The 20070-nt window shown below is 69.8% G+C and carries 18 protein-coding genes; 11 read left to right on the top strand and 7 right to left on the bottom strand.

All coding sequences use genetic code 11. The features are described from left to right. Positions 1 to 9: 9 nt before the first annotated feature. Entirely contained in the window at positions 10 to 918 is a 909-nt protein-coding gene (gene dapA, locus ACZ4RZ_RS08600; protein WP_467743239.1) for a 4-hydroxy-tetrahydrodipicolinate synthase, read from the bottom strand. A 194-nt stretch (positions 919 to 1112) separates the two neighbouring features. Between dapA and ACZ4RZ_RS08595 the strand changes: the two genes are divergently transcribed. The 5 genes from ACZ4RZ_RS08595 (at position 1113) to ACZ4RZ_RS08575 (ending at position 3720) form a co-directional block, all read left to right on the top strand. Beyond that, on the top strand, positions 1113 to 1241 hold the full coding sequence (locus ACZ4RZ_RS08595) for a hypothetical protein (RefSeq protein WP_467743238.1): 129 nt from the start codon (positions 1113 to 1115) through the stop codon (positions 1239 to 1241). Further along, positions 1238 to 1903: a hypothetical protein gene (locus ACZ4RZ_RS08590; protein WP_467743237.1), complete on the top strand. Its 666-nt coding sequence runs from the start codon at positions 1238 to 1240 to the stop codon at positions 1901 to 1903. The genes ACZ4RZ_RS08595 and ACZ4RZ_RS08590 overlap by 4 nt, the downstream gene beginning before the upstream one ends. Further along, positions 1900 to 2163, top strand: a complete 264-nt coding sequence (locus tag ACZ4RZ_RS08585) for a hypothetical protein (RefSeq protein WP_467743236.1) — start codon at positions 1900 to 1902, stop codon at positions 2161 to 2163. Before ACZ4RZ_RS08590 ends, ACZ4RZ_RS08585 begins: the two co-directional genes overlap by 4 nt. Positions 2164 to 2342: 179 nt before the next feature. Further along, positions 2343 to 2966 carry an ArsR/SmtB family transcription factor gene (locus ACZ4RZ_RS08580; RefSeq protein ID WP_467743235.1) on the top strand — a complete coding sequence of 208 codons (624 nt, stop codon included), beginning with the start codon at positions 2343 to 2345 and terminating at the stop codon, positions 2964 to 2966. 19 nt (positions 2967 to 2985) lie between these two features. After that, the gene (locus tag ACZ4RZ_RS08575) at positions 2986 to 3720 is read left to right on the top strand and encodes an SRPBCC family protein (protein WP_467743234.1); all 735 of its coding nucleotides are present in this window, start codon (positions 2986 to 2988) and stop codon (positions 3718 to 3720) included. A gap of 103 nt (positions 3721 to 3823) precedes the next feature. On the opposite strand, the gene ACZ4RZ_RS08570 is transcribed toward ACZ4RZ_RS08575, so the two are convergent. Further along, complete coding sequence (locus ACZ4RZ_RS08570) at positions 3824 to 5650, bottom strand: endonuclease/exonuclease/phosphatase family protein (RefSeq protein WP_467743233.1); 1827 nt, start codon at positions 5648 to 5650, stop codon at positions 3824 to 3826. Between the two features lie 391 nt (positions 5651 to 6041). On the opposite strand from ACZ4RZ_RS08570, the gene ACZ4RZ_RS08565 reads away from it, so the two are divergent. Next, positions 6042 to 7469, top strand: a complete 1428-nt coding sequence (locus ACZ4RZ_RS08565; protein WP_467743232.1) for a hypothetical protein — start codon at positions 6042 to 6044, stop codon at positions 7467 to 7469. A gap of 123 nt (positions 7470 to 7592) precedes the next feature. Here the strand turns inward: ACZ4RZ_RS08565 and ACZ4RZ_RS08560 are convergent, their stop codons facing one another. The 3 genes from ACZ4RZ_RS08560 to ACZ4RZ_RS08550 form a co-directional block, all read right to left on the bottom strand. Beyond that, positions 7593 to 8039 carry a hypothetical protein gene (locus ACZ4RZ_RS08560; protein ID WP_369257585.1) on the bottom strand — a complete coding sequence of 149 codons (447 nt, stop codon included), beginning with the start codon at positions 8037 to 8039 and terminating at the stop codon, positions 7593 to 7595. Positions 8040 to 8076: 37 nt separating this feature from the next. After that, a complete protein-coding gene (locus tag ACZ4RZ_RS08555; RefSeq protein ID WP_467743231.1) occupies positions 8077 to 9237 on the bottom strand; it encodes a chymotrypsin family serine protease in 1161 nt (386 codons plus the stop codon). 71 nt (positions 9238 to 9308) lie between these two features. After that, positions 9309 to 9446, bottom strand: a complete 138-nt coding sequence (locus tag ACZ4RZ_RS08550; RefSeq protein WP_369245737.1) for a hypothetical protein — start codon at positions 9444 to 9446, stop codon at positions 9309 to 9311. A gap of 403 nt (positions 9447 to 9849) precedes the next feature. Between ACZ4RZ_RS08550 and ACZ4RZ_RS08545 the strand changes: the two genes are divergently transcribed. From ACZ4RZ_RS08545 to ACZ4RZ_RS08530, 4 genes are all read left to right on the top strand, one after another. Next, positions 9850 to 11301, top strand: a complete 1452-nt coding sequence (locus ACZ4RZ_RS08545) for an alkaline phosphatase PhoX (RefSeq protein ID WP_467743230.1) — start codon at positions 9850 to 9852, stop codon at positions 11299 to 11301. Positions 11302 to 11794: 493 nt separating this feature from the next. Continuing rightward, positions 11795 to 13375: a TROVE domain-containing protein gene (locus ACZ4RZ_RS08540; RefSeq protein WP_467743229.1), complete on the top strand. Its 1581-nt coding sequence runs from the start codon at positions 11795 to 11797 to the stop codon at positions 13373 to 13375. A 78-nt stretch (positions 13376 to 13453) separates the two neighbouring features. After that, a complete protein-coding gene (locus tag ACZ4RZ_RS08535) occupies positions 13454 to 14107 on the top strand; it encodes a GntR family transcriptional regulator (RefSeq protein ID WP_467743228.1) in 654 nt (217 codons plus the stop codon). Positions 14108 to 14121: 14 nt separating this feature from the next. Next, entirely contained in the window at positions 14122 to 15138 is a 1017-nt protein-coding gene (locus ACZ4RZ_RS08530) for a 1-aminocyclopropane-1-carboxylate deaminase (protein ID WP_467743227.1), read from the top strand. A 64-nt stretch (positions 15139 to 15202) separates the two neighbouring features. On the opposite strand, the gene ACZ4RZ_RS08525 is transcribed toward ACZ4RZ_RS08530, so the two are convergent. After that, a complete protein-coding gene (locus ACZ4RZ_RS08525; RefSeq protein WP_467743226.1) occupies positions 15203 to 16660 on the bottom strand; it encodes an MFS transporter in 1458 nt (485 codons plus the stop codon). Between the two features lie 134 nt (positions 16661 to 16794). On the opposite strand from ACZ4RZ_RS08525, the gene ACZ4RZ_RS08520 reads away from it, so the two are divergent. Beyond that, the gene (locus ACZ4RZ_RS08520) at positions 16795 to 17361 is read left to right on the top strand and encodes a TetR/AcrR family transcriptional regulator (protein WP_467743225.1); all 567 of its coding nucleotides are present in this window, start codon (positions 16795 to 16797) and stop codon (positions 17359 to 17361) included. A gap of 45 nt (positions 17362 to 17406) precedes the next feature. On the opposite strand, the gene ACZ4RZ_RS08515 is transcribed toward ACZ4RZ_RS08520, so the two are convergent. After that, positions 17407 to 20022, bottom strand: coding sequence for an NACHT domain-containing protein (locus ACZ4RZ_RS08515; RefSeq protein ID WP_467743224.1), 2616 nt, complete (start codon positions 20020 to 20022; stop codon positions 17407 to 17409). Positions 20023 to 20070 lie beyond the last annotated feature (48 nt).

Raw genomic sequence — 20070 nt, 5'->3', positions numbered from 1 at the left:
GCCCTGACGTCAGGCGGCCACGAGCCGCTCGTACGCCGCCAGCAGCCCGTCGACCCTCGCCGGGTCGGCGGGCCGCAGCGGTGACCGGACCGGCCCCGCGGGCAGCCCCAGCACATCCAGCACCGCCTTCGCCGTGACGGTGCCGGGCAGACCGGAGGACATCATCAACTCGATGAGCGGGACGGCCCGTTGCTGACAGCGGGCCGCCTCGGCCGTGTCGCCCGCGTCGAACGTGTCCAGGATCGCGAGGAACTGACGGGGCACCACATTCGCGACGGTGCTGATGAATCCGCTCGCGCCGATCGCGTACAGCGCGAGGACGTACTCGTCGCAGCCCGCGTAGTACGCCAACTCCGTGCGGGCCAGCACCTTCTGGGTGCCCAGGAGGTCGTACGCGCAGTCCTTGACCGCCACGATCCTCGGATGCTCGGCGAGCCTGATCATCGTGTCCGGCTCGATGCGCGTGCCGGTGCGGCCGGGGATGTCGTACAGCGCGAGCGGCAGCCCCGAGGCGTCCGCGACCTCGCGGAAGTGCGCCTCGACCGCGTCCTGCGGGGGCCTGCTGTAGTACGGCGCGACCACCAACAGCCCGTCCGCGCCCGCCTTTTCGGCCTCCAGGGCAAGGTCCACCGTGTGCCGGGTGTCGGCCGTGCCGACCCCCGCCACGATCGACGCCCGGTCACCGACCGCCTCCCGCACCGCCCGCACCAGCGCGGCCTTCTCCGCGTCCGTCGTGGTCGGCGACTCGCCCGTGGTGCCGGAGAGGACCAGCCCGTCACAGCCCTCGGAGACGAGCCGGTCGGCCAGGCGCTGGGCACCGTCGAGGTCGAGAGCGCCCGCCTCGGTGAAGGGGGTGATCATCGCGCAGAGGGCGCGTCCGAAGGGGGCGGCGGCAGGAGCCGGGCTCGTGGTGGTCATGGGAGCAGTGTCGGCATCCGCACTGTGGAGCTCCACTTAATTCTTCTACGAGGTATCGGCAACGGATGCTACGACGTGAGGACTTACGGGCGGCGAGGTAGGCCTTCCGGGAGGCCGAGGCCCTGGTGTCAAATCAGGCCCTTATGGGTCACCATGGCGAGGACGGAAGTCGGCGGCAGACCGCGGGAGGCGTCATGAGGCTCGGCAAGGCACTCGCCACCGGAGTTGCGGAAGAGCAGGTTCACACGGAGGAAGAAGAACTCCCGGAGATGGTGGAGGAGTTGGAAGCGTCCGTGTCCGAAGAGGTTCCGGTCGGCCGATGAGGCTGCGGCTCCCCGAGGAACGACCGACGGAGCCGCCGACCGGATACAAGATCGCCCACCCGGTGCTGTCCCAGGACGGCACCAGGGCCGGGTTCACCGGCGTATCGCTGGGCGGCGCGCTGCCGTACGGAGTGCTGGACGACGCGCGCTGTGTCTACGGGCGACGGCACCGGGCGCCGCACCGCCGCTGCGACTGCGGCTTCCACTGTGTGCACGACTCCGCCACCGCCGAGGCGGTGCTCTGCACCGCCGAGCACCGCGCGGCCGTCCTCCTCGAAGTCTCCGTCCTCGGCGCCTACATCCGCTTCGAGCAGGGGTTCCGGTATGCCCGGCAGCGGGTGCGCACGGCGACAGTCCAGCCGTGCGCGTGCGGCGCCGTGGCCGGCGCGCTGGCCGACGCGGGCTGGGGCAGGCCGGGTTGGCGCGCGCTGGCGGCAGCGTGCGCGGGATGCGTACGCGGCCGTACATCCGTGTCGCTCGCCTCCTTCGCGCGGCTGGCGGGGGAGGGGCTGCGGGTCCGGGCGGCGAGCGGTGCCGTGGCCGCGCCCGCCGATCTCGGTGTGTCCGAACTCGTCGCCGAGGCGGCCCTGTTGCAGGCTCGACTCGACTGGTTCCAGAGCCAGTTGGCCCGCCTCGACGAGGGTGGGACGCAGGCCCGGTGAGGGGCCGGGGGGGCAGGAGGCGGCGCGTCCTTGACCACCCGGGCGGCATCTCCGCCCATTTCCATCTGAGCACCGACGGCACGAAGGTCCTCGATTGCGCGGAGTGGGAGAGCGGGCAGGCCCACATCGAGGCGATGGCCGCCCCGGGCGAGGGCATCGGATCGCCCACGCCGCAGTGGGAGCGCGTTCTGACGTACCCCGGGGGCAAGCGGTCCACGGCCGGCCGGTTCTCGTATGCGCTGGGGCTCGTGCCCGGGTGAGGTTCGGCCTGCTGGGGCGGGCGGGGTGCGCAGACGGGGCCTCGTCGGTCGCGGTGTGGAGACCGGCCATTGCCGGTCGGATCGCCGAGACCGATCTTCGTCCGTCGGGACGCGGTTCCTCCCGCTCCGACAACTCTGACCGTCTGGACAAAAAAAGTTTTCGGTGAGACGGTGGAGTCATGTTGGACGTGACCGTGATCGAGGACGCAGAGGCCGCCGCCGTCTCGCTGGACCCCATACGGGCCCGGCTGCTGGCCGAGCTGGCCGCCGGGCCGGCGTCGGCCGCCATGCTGGCCGGCAAGGTCGGGCTGCCCCGGCAGAAGGTGAACTACCACCTGAAGGCGCTGGAGCGGCACGGCCTGGTCGAGCTCGCGGGCGAGCGCCGCAAGGGCAACGTCACCGAGCGGCTGATGCGCGCGACCGCCGCGTCGTACGTGATCTCTCCGCTCGCGCTGGCCGCCGTGCAGCCCGACCCGGACCGCTTCCGGGACCAGCTGTCCGCGCGCTGGCTGCTCGCGCTCGGCGCCCGGCTCGTCCGGGACGTCGGTTCGCTGATCACCGGCGCCGCGAAGGCCCGCAAGCGGCTCGCGACCTACGCGCTCGACGGCGAGGTGACCTTCGCCTCAGCCGCCGACCGGGCCGCGTTCATCGAGGAGCTGACGGTCGGCGTCGGCGCGCTGATCCGCAAGTACCACGACGGGGACGCGGCGGGCGGCCGCCCGCACCGGATCGTCGTCGCCGTCCACCCCACGGTCAAACCCGAAGCCGCGGACGCCGCCGCGGCCGTCGAAGCCGCCCACTGATCACTCAGGAGCCACCACCATGTCCAAGGAATTCGAGATCGCCCGTGAATTCGAGGTCGATGCCACGCCGGAGCAGGTGTGGGAGGCCATCACCAGCGGCACGGGCGGCTGGCTGTGGCCGATGGAGTTCGAGCCGCGCCAGGGCGGCGCCGGGCCCTTCGGCTCCACGCTCACCAACTGGGACCCGCCGCACCGGCTGACCAGCCTGGTCGAGAACGTCGAGGGCATCCCCCAGCAGACTCTCAACCAGATCGACGAGACCATCGAGCCGCGCGACGACGGACGCCGGTCCTGGGTGCGGTACGTGCACAGCGGGATCTTCGTCGATGACTGGGACAACCAGTACGACGGCGCCGGCAAGCACACGGACTTCTATCTGCACACCCTGCGCGAGTACCTGACCCACTTCGCGGGCCGCCCGGTCGCCTTCTCGACGTTCGACGGACCCGGGGCGTCCGTGGCATCGGACGCCTTCGCCACGGTCGGTCGGGCGCTCGGTCTCACGGACGACACCGCCGAGGGAGCGCGGGTCCGGGCCCAGGGGCCCGACGGCCAGGTCCTCGACGCCGTGGTCGACTACCGCAACCCGTACTTCATCGGGCTGCGCACCGACAATGCCCTCATCCGCTTCTTCGGGCGCAACCACTGGGGCGCACCGGTCGGTATCAGCGTCCACGACTTCGCGGCCGACGCCGACGCGAAGCGGAACGAGAGCGCTTGGCAGGGCTGGCTGAACGGGGTGTTCGGCGCGTAGGTGCGGCTGCCGGGCAGGGGAAGAGCCCGGCCCCCCGGACGACGGGGCCGGGCTCTTCGCCGTGCGGGCTGCGGCCTTGGCGGCCGCAGCCCCCGCTACAGGCCTACGGCCGGAACCGCAGCACCTGCGGGTCGTGGTCGCTGATCTGGTCGGAGAACTCCGAGTTGATGTGCACACTGTCGTAGTCGAAGTCGCAGTCCTTGCGAATCGACGGGCTGACCAGGATCTGATCGAGGACCTGCTGGTTGCCCTGGTAGTCGTACGTGTAACGCTCGCTCCTCGGCAGCGACTTGATCGCCGACCAGAGCTCGCCGTCGCCTTCGAGGATCTTGGTGGTGTCCGAGAATTCGAAGTCGTTCATGTCGCCGAGGGTGATCACGTCGGCGTTCTTCTGCGCCTTGAGGATCTCGTTGACGAAGGAGTTCACCGCCGTCGCCTGGAGGTGACGCTGGGTCTCCGAGCTGCGCGTCGGGGGCTGGTACTGCGAGGTCAGCCCCTGGTCGCCGCCCTTCGAGTTGAGGTGGTTGGCGATCACGAAGACCGTCTTGCCGCGGAAGACGAACTCGCCCGCGAGCGGCTTGCGGCTGGACGTCCAGGCCGTGTTGGCCGGGTCGACACGGCCGGGAGACGCGGTCAGCTGCGCCTTGCCGTGCACCTTGGTGACACCGACGGCGGTCGTCGAGTCGCCGCCCGCGCGGTCGGTGAAGGAGACCCGCTCCGGGTTGAAGAGGAACACCTGGCGGATGTTGCCGCCGGGCTGGCCGCCGTCCTTGTCATTGACGGGGTCGATGGAGCGCCAGTCGTACGTCGGACCGCCCGCGGCCACGATCGCGTCGATCAGCTTCTGCACCGTCTGGTCGGCGGCGACCGTGCCGTCGTCCTTGGCGCCGTTGTTGTCCTGGATCTCCTCCAGGGACACGATGTCGGGCGACTGCAGGTTGTTCACGATCGCGGCCGCGTGGGCGTCGAAGGTGCCGTCGCCCGGGTCCAGGTTCTCGACGTTGTACGTCGCCACGGCCAGCTCGCCGCGCGACTGCTTCTTCGTCGTCTCGCGCTCCAGGCCACCCTTCTCCAGGGTGCCCAGCTGGTTCGCCACGAGCGTGTAGCCGCCGAACTGGTTGTAGTCCAGCGGGCCGGCGGTGGTGCCGGTGAGCTCGTCGCCGACGTTCGCGGTCGGGAAGTCCGCGGTCGAGCCGAGCGACTGGATCTGGATCCGGCCGGTGTTCTGCGAGGTGTACGAGCCGTACACCGAGCCGCCGCGGCGGCTGGCGTGCTCACCCGGCTTCACCGTGACCCACAGCTCGGTGTACGGGTCGGTGGCGGTGACCACGCGGGCGTCGGAGACCTGGACGTTCATGCCCTCAAGGGACTCGTAGTAGTCCAGGGCGTATTTCGTCGGCTCCAGGGTCAGGCCGTTGATCGAACCGCTCGCGGCGGTGTCGCCCGCGGGGGTGTAGTCGGCCGGTACGGACTCGGCGTCGACGACCGTCGCGGCCGGGACGGCGTTGCCGCTGGAGACCACGGTCACCGTCGGCTTGGTGATCTCCGTCAGCGACTGGTTGCCGCTGGAGGCGCCGCCCGGAACGTACTCCGAGACCGTGCCCGACACCGTGACCGAGTCGCCCACGGCGACCTTCGGGGCGGAGCTGGTGAAGACGAAGACGCCCTCACTGGTGGCCGGGTTGTCGTCCGCGTTCGGGTCCTGGAACCAGAAGCCCTTCGACGAACCGTAGGTCCGCACGCCGGTGACGATGCCCGCCACGTCCGTGACCTTCTGGCCCGCGAGCGGGGAGGTCCGGGTGGTGCCCTGGACGTCATGGATGTGGACGGTGTCCGCGTGGGCGGGTGTGGTGAGCACCACGGCGGACAGGGTGGAACAGACCGCGGCGACGGTCAGCGCGCCTATGCGCGCGGTTCTCTTGCTCGGCAAGGGAATCCCTCCGGGGACGTACGTGAGCGCCGGGACGAGAGTGGAGCTGTGGGGGAGCGTGACCTGTGTGCGGGCCGGTGACGCGCGTAGAAGCTGCTGAGCGGGTTGCCGCTCATACTTCTACGCGCGTCAATCTCGTGTGTGGGCAGGGGAGTTGTCAAGGTTTCAGGGGTGTACGGCTGCTGTCAGGGACATGAACCGGGCGGCATGGGTGGAAATCCGTCTAGGCTGAGCCGTCGGCGCGGAATTCCGGGGCGGCCTCGGGGCCCATGTGTCCCGGGACGGCCCTCGGGGTCCGGTGCCGATGGTGCTTGTTGCTACTTGCTCGTGATCATTACTGCTTTTTACGATTGCCCTGCTTGTCCTGGTTGCGCGGAGGAGAACCCAGCCGATGTCAGACAGCTCGCCCCTGCCGCCGGTGCGGCTGCACTCCGAAGCGGAGCTGGCGCGGGACGCGCTCGCCGCGCCGCTGCTCTCCCGCGCCGCGCGGCTGGCCCGCTGGGCGGGTCCGGACACGCGGGTCGGCGCGGGGGGCGAACTCGTCGAGGAGCAGCTTCCCCAGGCAGCCCTTGAACTCGGGCTGTCGGGTGACGACGCGGCCGCCTTCGCCAGTGAGGCCTGGCGGGTGGCCGTCGACACCGGGCTCGTCGGGATCGTGGACGAGGAGGAGGGCACGGTCGCCGCGGGCGAGGAGCTCTCGCTCCTCACCTCCGGCGGGCCGCAGGACGTCCTGGGCGTGTGGCTCGGCGCCCTGGAGACGGTGCTGGCCGACGCGAGCGTGCCCGACCTGGACGATCTCGTCGGCGCGATGGGCGAGGACGGCGAGATCGACCTCTCCACCCTGGACTGGGATCCGGAGGCGGACGCCGAATTCCTCGACGGGGTGCTCGGCAATCTCTATCTGCTGACCGTGAGCGGGAGTGGATCCGGTGACGGGCCGGTGCCGCTGCCCGCCCTCGCCGCGTCGATGATCGTGCCCGACGACATGGGGGAGCCGACCAACGACGTGTTGGAGCAGGTGTCGGACGCGATGATGCGACTCGACGACCAGTTCCGGCTGCTGGAGCCCGTCGGGCTGGTCGACTTCCAGCCGGTCGACGAGGCGTTGATGGCGGACGCCGACGAGGAGCCGGCGGCGGCCGTCGACGACACGGACGTCTCGCGGTACGGGATGGTGCGGCTGACTCCGCTCGGGCTGTACGGGATCCGGGCGCGGCTCCTGGAAGCGGGCATGTCCGCTCCCGCGGTGGGTGACCTGGCGGACAAGGGGGCCGACGCGCTGCTGGACGGCACGGCCGCGTTCCCGCCGGCGGCCGCGCAGGCCGAGACCGAGCAGTGGCTCGCCCGGCGTGAACCGCTGCCCGCCGCGCGGGAGTTGCTCGCCGCGGCCCGCGGCGGCGATGTCAGGGCCCCGCTGCGCCGTCTGCACTGTCAGCAGGCGCTCTCCCTCGTCGGCATGGAGGTCGAGCCCGCGCTGCGCGAGGTCCTCGACGACGCGGAGCTGGGCGGGCTCGCCCGCGTCTGGCTCTCCGAGCACGGCGCGGCCGACGTGCCCGCGCCGTCCGAGGCGATGGTCTTCTGGCTCACCATCGACACCTTGGCGGCGCAGCTCGCGGCCGAGGGCAACTCCGCCGAGCTGCAGGCCCTCGTGGAGGGCCTGGCCCAGCAGCACAGCGGCTTCTTCGCCGCGGCCTGGCGCGTCGACCACCCGGCCACCCCGGACGTCCTCGAAGCCATGGGGCGCCTCCACCCAGACAAGAAGGTCGCCAAGGAGGCCCGTAAAGCGGCGTTCAAGGCCCGCTCCCAGCAAGGGAGTTGAGAGCGCGGCGATGCGGCGGGGGCAAGGTTTGCCCCCGCCGCTCCATGCGTCAGGTCAATGCGTCGGCTCGATGCGTCGGCAGTGGTACCGCTCGATGCGTCGGCAGGCGTACCGCTCGATGTGTCAGCAGTGGTACCGCGTCGTGTGCTTGAACGACGACGTCGCGCCGTTGAAGCCGTAGGTGCCGCGGTAGGCCGGCGGGTTCTGGAACTCGCCGACGATGGTGATCGTGGTGGCGCAGGAGCCCTGGCCGGCACGCTTCGCGTCGAGGCGGATCGTTTCCCCTACGTAGCCGCCCGTGATGTCCCAGGGGGCGCCGCAGATGCCGGAGGTGATCTTGCCGCCGGTCACGACGTGCGGGTAGGTGTTGGGGTTGTACTTCACCTCGATGGCGAAGGTGACCGCCCCGTTGTGCAGTTCGAGCTGGGCGGACGTGGAGACTGCCTCGACGGAGACGTCCTGCTGTGAGGCGAACGCCTCGTCCCGGGTCTTGACCTCCGCGCCCTGCGGGTTGTGGAAGCGGTGCTCGGAGCCGGCGTGGCTCTTCTGCCGCTTGGCCTGCGTGGTCATGCTGATTCCCTCTTCCTGTGCGGGTATTGAGTGACCGTCAGGCCAGCTGCTCGGCGATTTCCACCCGCAGCAGTGTGCGAACGTTCTCGATGTGGTTGGCCACGGTGGCGACCGAGGACCCCGCGAAGAGCAGACCGGTCGCGACGTTGTCGAGCGAGGTCACCAGCGAACCGGAGTCGCCGCCCGCCGAGATGTTCGTGGTCAGGATCTGGTCCTTGAACCGGGCCGTCCCCGCCGTGCCGTAGCTGACGTCGATCGTGGCGTCGACCGCGATGATCCGGCCGAAGCTGATGTTCGTCGTGCGGCCGGTCTTCTTCACCAGGTCGCCGACCGCGACGTTGGCCTTGCGCCGCCAGGCGCGCGGCGCACCGCTGAAGTACTGCTCACGGGTGGCGTCCTGGAACTCCACCGCGCCGAGCGCGCAGTCGACCACGTTGTTGTGGCGTTCCACCGGGGTCTGCGGTGCGAACTGGATCGTGATGAACCGGTCCAGGGTCGCGATGCGGTCCGCCGGGTCCGTGCCGCCGTCGAACACTCCGGGCTGCAGGATCGCGCTGCCCAGCTGTGCCCGGTTGGAGTCGGCCAGCACGTGGTTGTTGGAGAGGATGTAGAACTTCGACGGTGTGCCGAGGCCGGGCCCCGGGGGGTCGACGGTGGCGCCCGGCAGGAAGTCGTACACCACGCTGCCCAGTGTGCCCGCGGTCACCCGTACGTTGCCGACCGAGAAGCCGGAAGGGGACGGGCGCATACGGCGCTTGAGGAGCTGCGGCTCGAACTGTCCAAGCCCACTGAGCTCTTCCAGCAACGGCTGTGAGAGGCCAGCGAGTTGCTCGGCCATGCTGCCGTCGGGCTGGTAGGAGACACCGCGGTCCTCGGAGCGGGGCGAGGTCCTGCGCTGCTGCTGACGCTGCGCGGCGACATGGCCGACCGCGACTACGTCGGTGGGGGTGCCGTCGTCCATCACCCGCGGGATGACGTCCCGCTCGGGAAGCTGGGACTCCGGAACCTTCTGGGTCACGAACACCAGCACGGCTGCCTCGCCCGTGGCCTGTCCGTCGATCCACTTCACGCCGTGGCCGAAGCCGACGACATTGGCCAGCGGCGACTGCGGCCGCAGGAAGTCTGAATTCGCTTGCTGGCGGGAGCTGTCACTCAGCTGACCACCAGTCGGTCCTCGCATCATTTCGGGCTGGCTCACGCCAGACCACCTCTTCAGTTTCGGCTCTGGGTTCCTTACGGGCCGCGGCGCGATGACTCAGCGCTCAGGGCTCACAAGTTCCCTTCCTGAGCGCTCACTTCACCGATCGCGAGCACGCGCACCGGTACGCCGTCGAGCTCGTCCGGAACCACGTCTTCTTGAAGGAGCCGGTCACGGGGCACTTTCCGGGTGACGAAGACGATGATCACGTCCTGTCCCGAGTGCTCGTCCCTCCCGGTGCTGACTCCACTCACGTTGGCCAGCTTCATGAGCCGGCCTTCATGGAGGCGAAGTACCCGCTTTGCGTCCATCGGGCTCGCCTCCCGTTCGGGTGGTGTGCTCTTCCTGTCTATGGCCCGGGGTCCCCGGAGTCAAGGCATTCTGAAATGAATCACGAGTTTCGCCACTATTCGCGCCTGTTGACCTTCTTTACGAAGATTATTCCGCTCATCGGTTCGAGTGCGAGAGGTTTGACGGATTCACGGAAGCGGGACCCCTGAAGTTGGCCCATGTTCAACTCCCGTTCAGGCACGGGCGGGACCGTGTGGCCGCAACCGAGGTCCGCCACCCCGCCCCCCACGACAGTCCCACTCCACCGTCACAGGAGACACCATGTCGCTCACCCGCAGGGACTTCGCCAGACGATCCGCGATCACCGGTGCAGGTGTCGCCCTGGCCGGCAGCGTTGGCGCCCTCGCCACCGCTCCCAACGCCCTCGCGTCCACCGACACCGACACCGAGAGCACGGGCGAGGAATCGGCGGATGGACACGACGGTGTCGGCTACGGGCCGCTGATCTCCGACCCGAACGGCCTGCTCGCGCTGCCCGCCGGGTTCTCGTACCGCGTCATCACGTACAGCGGCAAGACCAAGCTGGAGTCGGGCGAGTTCACGCCCTCCAACCACGACGGCACCTCCACCTTCTGCGGCCCGCGCGGCGCCACCCTCCTCGTCAACAACCACGAGCTCCGCGGCCCGCGCGCCAGCTGGGCCTACCCCGTGCCGCTCACCGAGGGCCTGGTCTACGACCCGGCCGCGGCCGGCGGCTGCACCGTCGTCGAGGTGCGCGGCGACAAGGTCGCCGAGTGGGTCGGCATCGCCGGCACCGCCACCAACTGCGCGGGCGGCAACACTCCTTGGGGCACCTGGCTCACCTGCGAGGAGACCGAGGACAAGGCCGGCCAGAACGGCATGACCAAGGACCACGGCTACGTCTTCGAGGTCGACCCCGAGGACCGCCGTCGCAACCAGAACCCCAAGCCCATCAAGGCACTCGGCCGCTACGCCCACGAAGCGGTCGTCGTCGACCCCAAGCGCGGCCGCCTCTACCTCACCGAGGACGCCGCGACCCCGAACGGCCTCCTGTACCGCTGGACGCCCCCGCAGGGCTTCGAGCACGGCCACGGGCAGCTCGGCACCCTCGCCGACGACGCCGGCTCGCTCCAGGCCTTCAAGTGCTTCGACTCCGGCGGCCAGTTCGTCGACGACCTCTCCCGCGCCACCAAGATCGGCACGGTGTACGGCGTCGACTGGGTCGACGTCCCGGACCGCGACGCCAAGACCACGTCCGTGCGCAAGCAGTTCGCCGCCGGCCAGGTCACCCGCGCCCGCAAGCTCGAAGGCATGTGGTGGGGCGACGGCGGCGCGTACATCGTCTCCTCGTACGCTCGCGCGGAGAGCCCCGTCCAGCACGACGGTGCCGTCTGGTTCTACGACCCCAAGCGCCGCACCCTGACGCTGAAGGTCCTCATCGGCGTGAACCCCGACCCGTCGGTCGACGGCGCCTTCGACGGCCCGGACAACATCACCGTCTCCCCGTACGGCGGCCTCGTCATCGCCGAGGACGGCGAGGGCATCCAGCACCTCTTCGGCGCCACCGACAGCGGCCGTACGTACCCGATCGCCCGCAACGAGCTGAACAACGGCACCGCAGAGGCGCCCGAATACAGCGAGTTCACCGGCGTCACGTTCTCGCCCGACGGCAAGACCCTCTTCGCCAACATCCAGGAGCCGGGCATCATGCTCGCCATCACCGGCCCCTGGAAGCGCCAGAAGCGCGGCTGATTAATTCAATGGCTCGACCCGCGGCCGCCCTCCTAAAGTGGTGCACGTCCAGGTGCGAAGGCAGGACCTACTTCCACTGATAATGGGGCGGCCGCGGGTTCGAGTCCCGCCACCGGTACAACGCGCCGGTGTAGCTCAGGGGTTAGAGCACCTACGTCGGTTCCGCCGACCTGAACTCTGGACACCACAACTTCATGCACCTCCCGGTGCGCTGGCTGCGGCTACTTCTCTCTCAAAGAATCCACGCCGCCGCCGATTTGATCTCGGGAGGCGCAGCACATGGTGTGTGCCCGGTGCGCAGGCAACGGTTACTTCATTGGATCGGACGGTTGCGGGTTCAAATCCCGTCATCGACTTCGGGTCGGTGTAGCTCAATTCGGTAGAGCATCTGGCTAAGTCCGTCGCCGACTCCTGATCTCGGGCACGCTCCATTTGCTGCGCCTCCCCTCGAAACACGACTGGAAAGTCGTAAAAGAATTCGGGGGAATTCATCATGGCGCGATTCAACACCAAGGCGGCCAAGGCACACCCCACTTCGCGGGTCACCTCGACCGGCCGTGTGCTCCGTACGTACGAGGGCGGCCGAGGCCAGGAGCGCGACGCGCGCTCCGAGCTTTTCCTGCTGTCGATTGCGAACTTCGTTTCGCAGAACACCTTTTACGAGACCGGCGCGGCTCGCGACGACCGGTTCGCCAAGCTCGTGCGCGAGCTCGCCGTCGCCGACCCGTCGTGGACGGCCGCCCTGCTCGGCTGGCTGCGCGGTGAGGGCAACCTGCGTACGGCCTCGATCGTGGGCGCCGCCGAGTACGTGAAGGCACGTCTCGACGCGGGCGCCACCGACGGCCCGGCCAACCGCCAGGTCATCGCGTCCGTGCTGTGCCGTCCGGACGAGCCCGGCGAGCTGCTCGCGTACTGGACCTCGCAGTACGGCCGCAACGTGCCCAAGCCCGTCAAGCGGGGCATCGCCGACGCCGTACGACGTCTCTACAACGGCAAGGCGCTGCTGAAGTACGACACGGCGTCCAAGGGCTACCGCTTCGGCGACATCCTCAACCTGGTGCACGCGGCTCCGGACCCGGACAAGCCGTGGCAGGGCGAGCTGTTCCAGTACGCGCTGGACCGGCGGCACAACCCGGACACGGCCGTGGTGCCCAAGTCGCTGCCCGTGCTCGTGGCGCACCGTGACCTGATGGCGCTGCGGCCCGCCAAGCGGCGCAAGGTCGTGACCGGAGCGCACGGCGCGCAGCGCCTGGCGGAGGCGGGCATGACCTGGGAGGCGCTGGCCGGCTGGCTGCAGGGCCCGATGGACAAGGCGGCCTGGGAGGCCGTGATCCCGTCCATGGGCGCGATGGCGCTCGTGCGGAACCTGCGGAACTTCGACGAGGCGGGTGTCAGCGACGAGGTGGCGGCTCAGGTCGCCGCCAGGATCAGCGACCCGGCGGAGGTGGCGCGCTCGCGGCAGTTCCCCTTCCGCTACCTCGCCGCGTACCAGCACGCGCCCTCGCTGCGCTGGTCGTACCCGCTGGAGCAGGCGCTCGGCCACTCGCTGGCCAATGTGCCGGCGCTGCCCGGACGGACGCTCGTGCTCGTTGACCGGTCCGGTTCGATGTTCTACTCGCGGCTGTCCGACCGCTCCGAGCTGAACCGGGCGGACGCGGCGGCGATCTTCGGCACGGCGCTCGCGCTGCGGGCGGCGGACGCGGATCTCGTCGAGTTCGGCACCAGCAGCAACCGCGTGAAGTTCCGCACGGGCGAGTCGGTGCTCAAGGTGCTGGAGCGCTTCGGGGACCTCGGCGGCACCAACACGAGCGAGGCGGTCCGCAAGCACTACAAGAAGCACGACCGGGTGCTGATCGTCACTGACGAGCAGGCCACGTACAGCCACTACGGCGACCCGACCGAGCAGGTCCCGGCGCACGTACCGGTCTACACGTGGAACCTGGCGGGATACCGAGCGGGCCACGCCCCGTCCGGGAAGGGGAACAGGCACACGTTCGGCGGGCTCTCGGACGCGGCCTTCCGGATGGTGCCGCTCCTTGAGTCGGCGCGGGACGCGGACTGGCCCTGGAAGTGAGCGGATGAGTGCGGCCCGTACTTCGGTGCGGGCCGCACTCTTGTGCGTATCGGGTGCTGATATCTAACATTTCAGTTCATGGAGGCGATACGGCCCGTGCGTCGGACCCTGCTCCGGGACCGCGCTTACGAGGCGATACGGGACGCCATCGTGGCCGGCGACATCGCGCCGGGCGCGGTGGTGCGGGACGCCGAGCTGGCGGAGCTGCTCGGGCTGTCGCGGGCGCCGGTCCGTGAGGCCTTCTCACGGCTGGTCGACGAGGGGCTCCTGGAGTCCAAGCCGCAGAGCTACACCCGGGTGACGCCTGTGGTGGCCGCCGATGTGCGGGACGCCGCGGCCGTCGTCGGCGCCATGCACGAGCTGGTGACGCGGGCGGCCGTGCCCCGGCTTCTCGCGGACCACGTGGGTGCCATGCGGGACGCCAACGTGCGTTTCGCCGCGGCCGTACGAGACGGCGACGTGGACGCTGCCCTGCGCGCCGACGACGAGCTGCACGACGTCCTCGTCCGGGTCAGCGGCAACCGTGCCGCCGCGGCCACCATCGCCCGCTACACCCCGCTCATCCGCCGACTGGAGCGACGGCGCTTCGGCGAGGGCGGCAACTGCCATTCGGCCGGGCTGCACGAGCGGCTGATCGAGGCCTGCGCGCGCGGTGAGGTGGACGAGGCGGTCCGCGTCACGGCGGAGATCTGGCGGGGTCTGGAAGAGCTCGCCGACGAAGCGGCCCACTGAACCCGGGAGGACCCATGCCCCTTTCCTCGTACGAGCGTTACCCGCTGCTCTTCGGACCCTCGCCGGTGCATCCGCTGGAGCGGCTGACGAAGCACCTCGGCGGCGCCTCCCTGTGGGCCAAGCGGGAGGACTGCAACTCCGGAGTCGCGTACGGCGGGAACAAGACCCGCAAGCTGGAGTACCTCGTCGCCGACGCGCTCGCGAAGGGCTGCGACACGCTCGTCTCGATCGGCGGCGTGCAGTCCAACCACACCCGTCAGGTCGCGGCCTGCGCCGCCCGCGCCGGACTCAAGTGCGTGCTGGTGCAGGAAAGCTGGGTGGAATGGCCCGACTCCGTGTACGACAAGGTCGGCAACATCCTCATCAGCCGGCTCGCCGGCGCGGACGTGCGGCTTGTGCGGGCCGGGTTCGGGATCGGTTTCAAGGAGAGCTGGCAGCAGGCGCTGCGGGAGATCGAGGAGTCGGGCGGCAAGCCGTACGCCATCCCGGCGGGGGCGTCCGACCATCCGCTCGGCGGGCTGGGGTTCGCCGCGTGGGCGTACGAAGTCGCCGCGCAGGAGAGGGAGTTGGGACTCTTCTTCGACACGGTGGTGGTGTGCTCCGTGACCGGGTCGACCCAGGCGGGCATGGTCGCCGGATTCGCCGCGCTGGAGGAGGCGGGTGGGAGGCCACGGCGCGTCCTTGGGATCGACGCGTCGGCGGCACCGGCCCGTACCCGTGAGCAGATCGCGCGGATCGCCCACGGCACGGGCCAACTCATCGGCGTACGGAAGGAATTGACACAAGCGGACATCGAGCTGGACGAGCGCTACCACGCGGGGACGTACGGGATCCCGGACGAGGCCACGCTGGAAGCGATGCGCCTCGCGGCGCGCACCGAGGGGATGGTCACCGACCCCGTCTACGAGGGGAAGTCGATGGCCGGGATGGTGGATCTGGTGACGCGGGGCGAGATCGGGCGGGAGTCGACCGTGCTCTACGCCCATCTGGGCGGGCAGCCGGCGTTGAACGCGTACAGCGCGCTGTTCTAGGCGGTGCCTTCTCTCGGCGGGGGGCTTCGGCCTCTATGCGGTGGTCCTCTGTGCGGGTGGTCTTCTATGCGGTGGTCTTCGGCTTGGTGCCGGTGATCACGAGTGCCGACACCAGCAGGGCGGTGAGCGCGATCAGCGAGCCGATGCCGAAGGCGCGGGCCGCGCCGTGGGTGAGGATCTCGGACCGTGACCCGGTCGCGTGCCGGGTCACCGTGCCGAACACCGTGACCAGGATGGACAGTCCGAGCGTGCCGCCGAGCCATTGGAGGGTCTGCAGCAGACCGGACGCGGCGCCCGCCTCACGCGGCTCGATGCCCGCGAGGATCGTCGCGTTGAGCGGCATGAAGCTCAGGCCCACGCCTACGCCCATCAGCAGCAAGGGGCCGAACAGGCCGGTCGGATAGCCGTCGCCGGGCTGGAGCCGCCACAGCCACGCGGCCGCGGTGACGAGCAGGGCCATGCCGGTGAGCAGCACCGGCTTGGCGCCGAAGCGGGCCAGAAGCCTCGGTACGAAGCGCACGGTCGTGAACATCGCCAGGGTCATCGGAAGGAAGGCGAAGCCTGCGCGGAGCGGGCTGTATTCCAGGACCTGTTGGCAGATGAGGGTGAGGAAGTAGAACGCGCCGAACATGCCCGCGGGCAGCAGCAGGACGCCCGCGTAGCCGCCCGCGCGGTTGCGGCTGGCGAACAGGCGCAGAGGCATGATCGGCTGGCCCGCGCGGGACTCGATCAGCGTGAAGCCCGCCAGCAGGGCCGCCGCCGCGCTGAAACCGAGCTGTGCCTGGGTGTCGCCCCAGCCGTCCTCCGAGACCCGGATGAACGCGTAGACGAGCGAGGTCATCCCGGCCGTGCCGGTGAGCGCGCCCGCCGCGTCGAACCGGCCCGCGTGGCGCGGGGTTTCGGTGACGAAGCGCGGGAGGGCCACGGCGACCGCGATGCCGATCGGTACGTTGATCAGCAGGGCCCAGCGCCAGGACGCCCACGAGGTGAGCATGCCGCCGAGGACCAGGCCGACGGAGGCGCCGATGCCCGCCATGGAGGAGTAGACGCCGAGGGCGTGGTGGCGGCGCGGGCCCTCCGGGAAGTTGGTGGTGATCAGGGCGAGGGTGCTGGGGGCCGTGAGGGCGGCGCCCGCGCCCTGCAGCGCGCGGGCCGCGAGTAGCCAGGCGTTCTCGGTGGCGAGTCCGCCGAGGAGAGAGGAGGTGGCGAAGAGCAGGACGCCGATGGTGAGTGTGCGGCGGCGGCCGACGATGTCTCCGACCCGGCCGCCGAGGAGCAGCAGACCGCCGAAGGCGAGCGTGTAGGCGTTGAGGACCCAGGAGAGGTCGGTGGGGGTGAAGTCGAGGTCTTTCTGGATGTCGGGCAGCGCGACGTTGACGACCGTGGAGTCGACGCCGACCATCAGGTAGGCGGTGACGATGACGAGGAGAACCGTGCCGAGCCTGTCCGGCGGCTGCTCCTGGGACGGGGCTTCGGGCGGGCTGGTGCCGGTGCCGGCGGATGGGGTGGACGGGGTGGACATGGGATGCTCCCTGTCTCGTGTCCCCGGTGGGTGTGTGCGGGCAGCGCGGACTGCCCGCCCAGTAAGCGGGGACTGTCTCCGGTTAGTACTCGGTAAGATACGGAGAGAGTCCCCGGTTGGCAAGGAGTATCTGAATGGCGCAGGTCAAGCCGATGCGGGCGGATGCGCGGCGGAACTATGAGCGGCTGATCAAGGAGGCGGCGTTCGCGTTCGCCGAGCACGGGGAGGGCGCGTCCCTCGATGACATCGCCAAGCGGGCCGGGGTGGGGTCCGGGACGCTGTACCGGCACTTTCCCACGCGGCAGGCGTTGTTGGAGGCCGTGTACGTGGACAGCATCGAGGCGATCGCCGCGCGGGCGGACGAGATCGCCGCGGAGCTGCCGCCCGGCGAGGCGCTCGTGGAGTGGCTCAACGAGCTGAGCGAGGGCATGATCCAGGTCCGCGGGCTCAAGACGCTGCTCGGGTCGGCCGTCGCGGACGGGAGTTCCGCGGTGCTGACCGCGTGCGGGGACTCGGTGAAGGGGGCGGCCACGCGGCTGGTGGAGGCGGCTCAGCGGGAGGGAACACTGCGGGCGGACGTCGAGCCGATCGAGGTGCTGCGGCTGGCGCATGGCGTGGCCACCGCGTCGGAGCTGGCGAATGGGCAGGGGAAGTACATTCGCCGGTATGTGTCGTTGCTGACCGAGGGGCTGCGTCCCTAGGCGGGCGGGGGCTCGACGACCACTCATAGGACTTGACGACAGGCTTTATGGCGAAAGCTCGCCCAAGAGGTCCGTGGCACTGTCCGTGGCTGTTTCCGGAGGGACCGAGGGCGGGCCGATGGGCTCCCGGAGGACCCGTACGGAAGGAGGAAGCGTCTCCGCGCGGGTCTCCGGTATCTCGAAGAAGACGGTACTGAGATGGGGGAAGGCGCTCAGCCACTCCCAGGTGCAGTCGAGGTCGACCTCCACCCAGAGGTCGTAGAGGCTGTCCCGGTCACACGCGCTCTGGAACTCCTCCGGCCTGAACGGACCCGAGATCTTGATGCGGGACCGGCCGCCGAAGCCGCGCAGCGCGCGCAGTTCCGCGGGGTTGGAGACCGGGAAGTACAGATAGTCGTCGGCCAGGTGCGCGACGACCTCCTCGGCGTAGCGGTCGCAGTCGAACCGGCTCCAGACCCGGGCCAGTTCGGCCCGCACCCGGATGTCGGTCAGCTCCCGGTACGCGGCCAGCACCGGAATCGCCGCGTCGGTCGCGATGCGCGTCGCGGTCAGCACGGTGAAGTACGCCTCGTCCGCCGAGAGCTCCTCCGGTCCCGGAAGCAGATCCAGGACGACCGGGCCGACGTCGGCCAGCGTCCGGGCCTGCTCCGCCGACTGGGGCGGAATCAGGGCCGCGGCCCGCCGCTGCACCTCGGTTCTAACCTCGGGGTCCAGCTCCGTCGCGTGCTCCAGGCAGGCGGCCGCCAGGAGGTGGAGCCGACGGCTCTCCTGCTCCGAGCAGTCGCCGCGCTCGATGAGCCCGGTGAGCAGCCGCGTACGCTCCGTCGTCCGCGCATGGGCGACGGACATCCGGATGACGTCCTCCCACTGGTCGAGATGGGCGTGCGCGATGAGGAAGTCGAAGTCGAGACCCTCCACCGCCGCCTTGGCGCCCAGGTAGTCCTGGAAGGTGCGGTGGATGAAGTCCATCGAGCCCTTGGTCGGTTCGCGCAACAGGCCGCTGCGGACCAGCAGATGGCGGTAGATCTCCTCCGCGCTGCCCTGCTCGGCGATGCGCGGCATCGCCGGCAGGGCATGTGCCAGGAGGTCGACCGCGTCGGCCCGGTCCATCTCCGAACGGCCGTTGCGGATCATCCAGTACGCGAGCTTCTGGATCAGCTGGACGTGATGGGCCTCGCCGATGCGGATCGTGCCCGGCTTGTAGATGCCCCGCTCGCGGTCGCGCCGGGACAGCAGCATGGAGAGCGCGGCGTCGTAGATCTCCTTGCGGCCGTCGGGGAGATGGCCGCGGCGGTCCTGATGGAGTGCGCAGATCAACGCACACATCAGAGGATTGGTGGCCAGCCGCCCCAGATCCTGCCTCGCCCGGATCGCCCGCAGCAGATCCTGCGCGTACTGGTCGCCGATACCGGCGGCCTTGTGCCATCGCCGGACGAACTCGGCCACGTTGTCCCGGCTCATCGGGGCCAGGTCGAGCTCCGCGAAGTCGTCACCGACCAGCCAGTCCTCCCGTACGGCGGACGGCCGTGACGTGACCAGCCACCGGTTGCGCGGATAGGAGTCGACCAGATCCTGCAGCCAGCGGCGGGCCTCCTCGCGCTCGTTCTCCGGGATCTCGTCGATGCCGTCGACCAGCATGAGCCCGCGCCCCGACCGCAATACCCGGTCGAACCAACCCGTCGGCTGAAGGGCGGCGATCGGACAGCCGACCTCGGACAGGAACTCGTCGGGGGTGGGGAGCTTGGCACCGCCCCGCGTCAGCGTGCGCAGTGGAAGGACGAACGGAACGAGGCCGTACAAGTACAGCAGTCGTTCGTCGAGCGCCTTCTGCGCGGTGGACACCGCCAGCCACTGCACCAGCGTCGTCTTCCCGGAACCTGCCACCCCGCGCAGGAGCACGCGATTGCGCCCCGCCAGCACCTGGTCGGCGGGCAGCAGCATGGGGTTCTTCGTGTCGCCCACCGCGTCCAGGCTCAGATACGCGGCGTCGAGCGGCCAGGTGCCCGGGGACTCGGACAGATCGAGCCCGAAGATCGTCAGCTTGCCGTGCTTGGAGGCGATGTAGCGGGCATAGCGCTCCTCGAACGGGGCGTCGGCCGGCGACGGCGTCCGGGCGATCAGCCCGTCGATCTTCTTCGACAGCTCCTCGATCCGGTGACTCTGCTCCACCAGCGTGCGGGCGACGAAGGTCGACCGCTGGGTGAAGAAGTGCACGATGTGCAGACAGGCAGTGTCGAGCACGCTCACATAGAGATAGACCGCGTCGCTCGACAGCCCGAGCGTGGCGGACGGGCTCTGCGCCCGCAGATGCTGCGCCAGAGCCATATGGCCGAGCTGGACGGCCTGTACGTCGTCCATGTCGATGCTGTCCATGGCGCGCAGGGTGTCGGCGACCGAGTGGGCCACGGCAGCCAGTTCGTACGACGGGAGGCGTTCCGCCACGCCCGTCGACTGCGCGGCCCGGTTGACCAGCTCCTTGGCGATCTTGTGCAGGTCGAGGTCGGACAGAACGCGTTTCTCGCCCGTGAACGAGACCAGGCTCGAGATGCGTACGGGCTTGTCGACCAGCCCCGCTCCAGGACCCTCGGCCACGAACAACTTCTTGATCAGCGGTGCGACCACGCTCGACGCGAGCCGAGCGCCAATGGCAGCGGGATCCATCTACCCCCCCGTCGGGTGCGTGCGGACGGCGGCCACCTCGGTGTGGCC

Source organism: Streptomyces sp. NPDC027189, from assembly GCF_055566975.1.
This window is presented reverse-complemented; position numbering and strand designations above follow the sequence as displayed.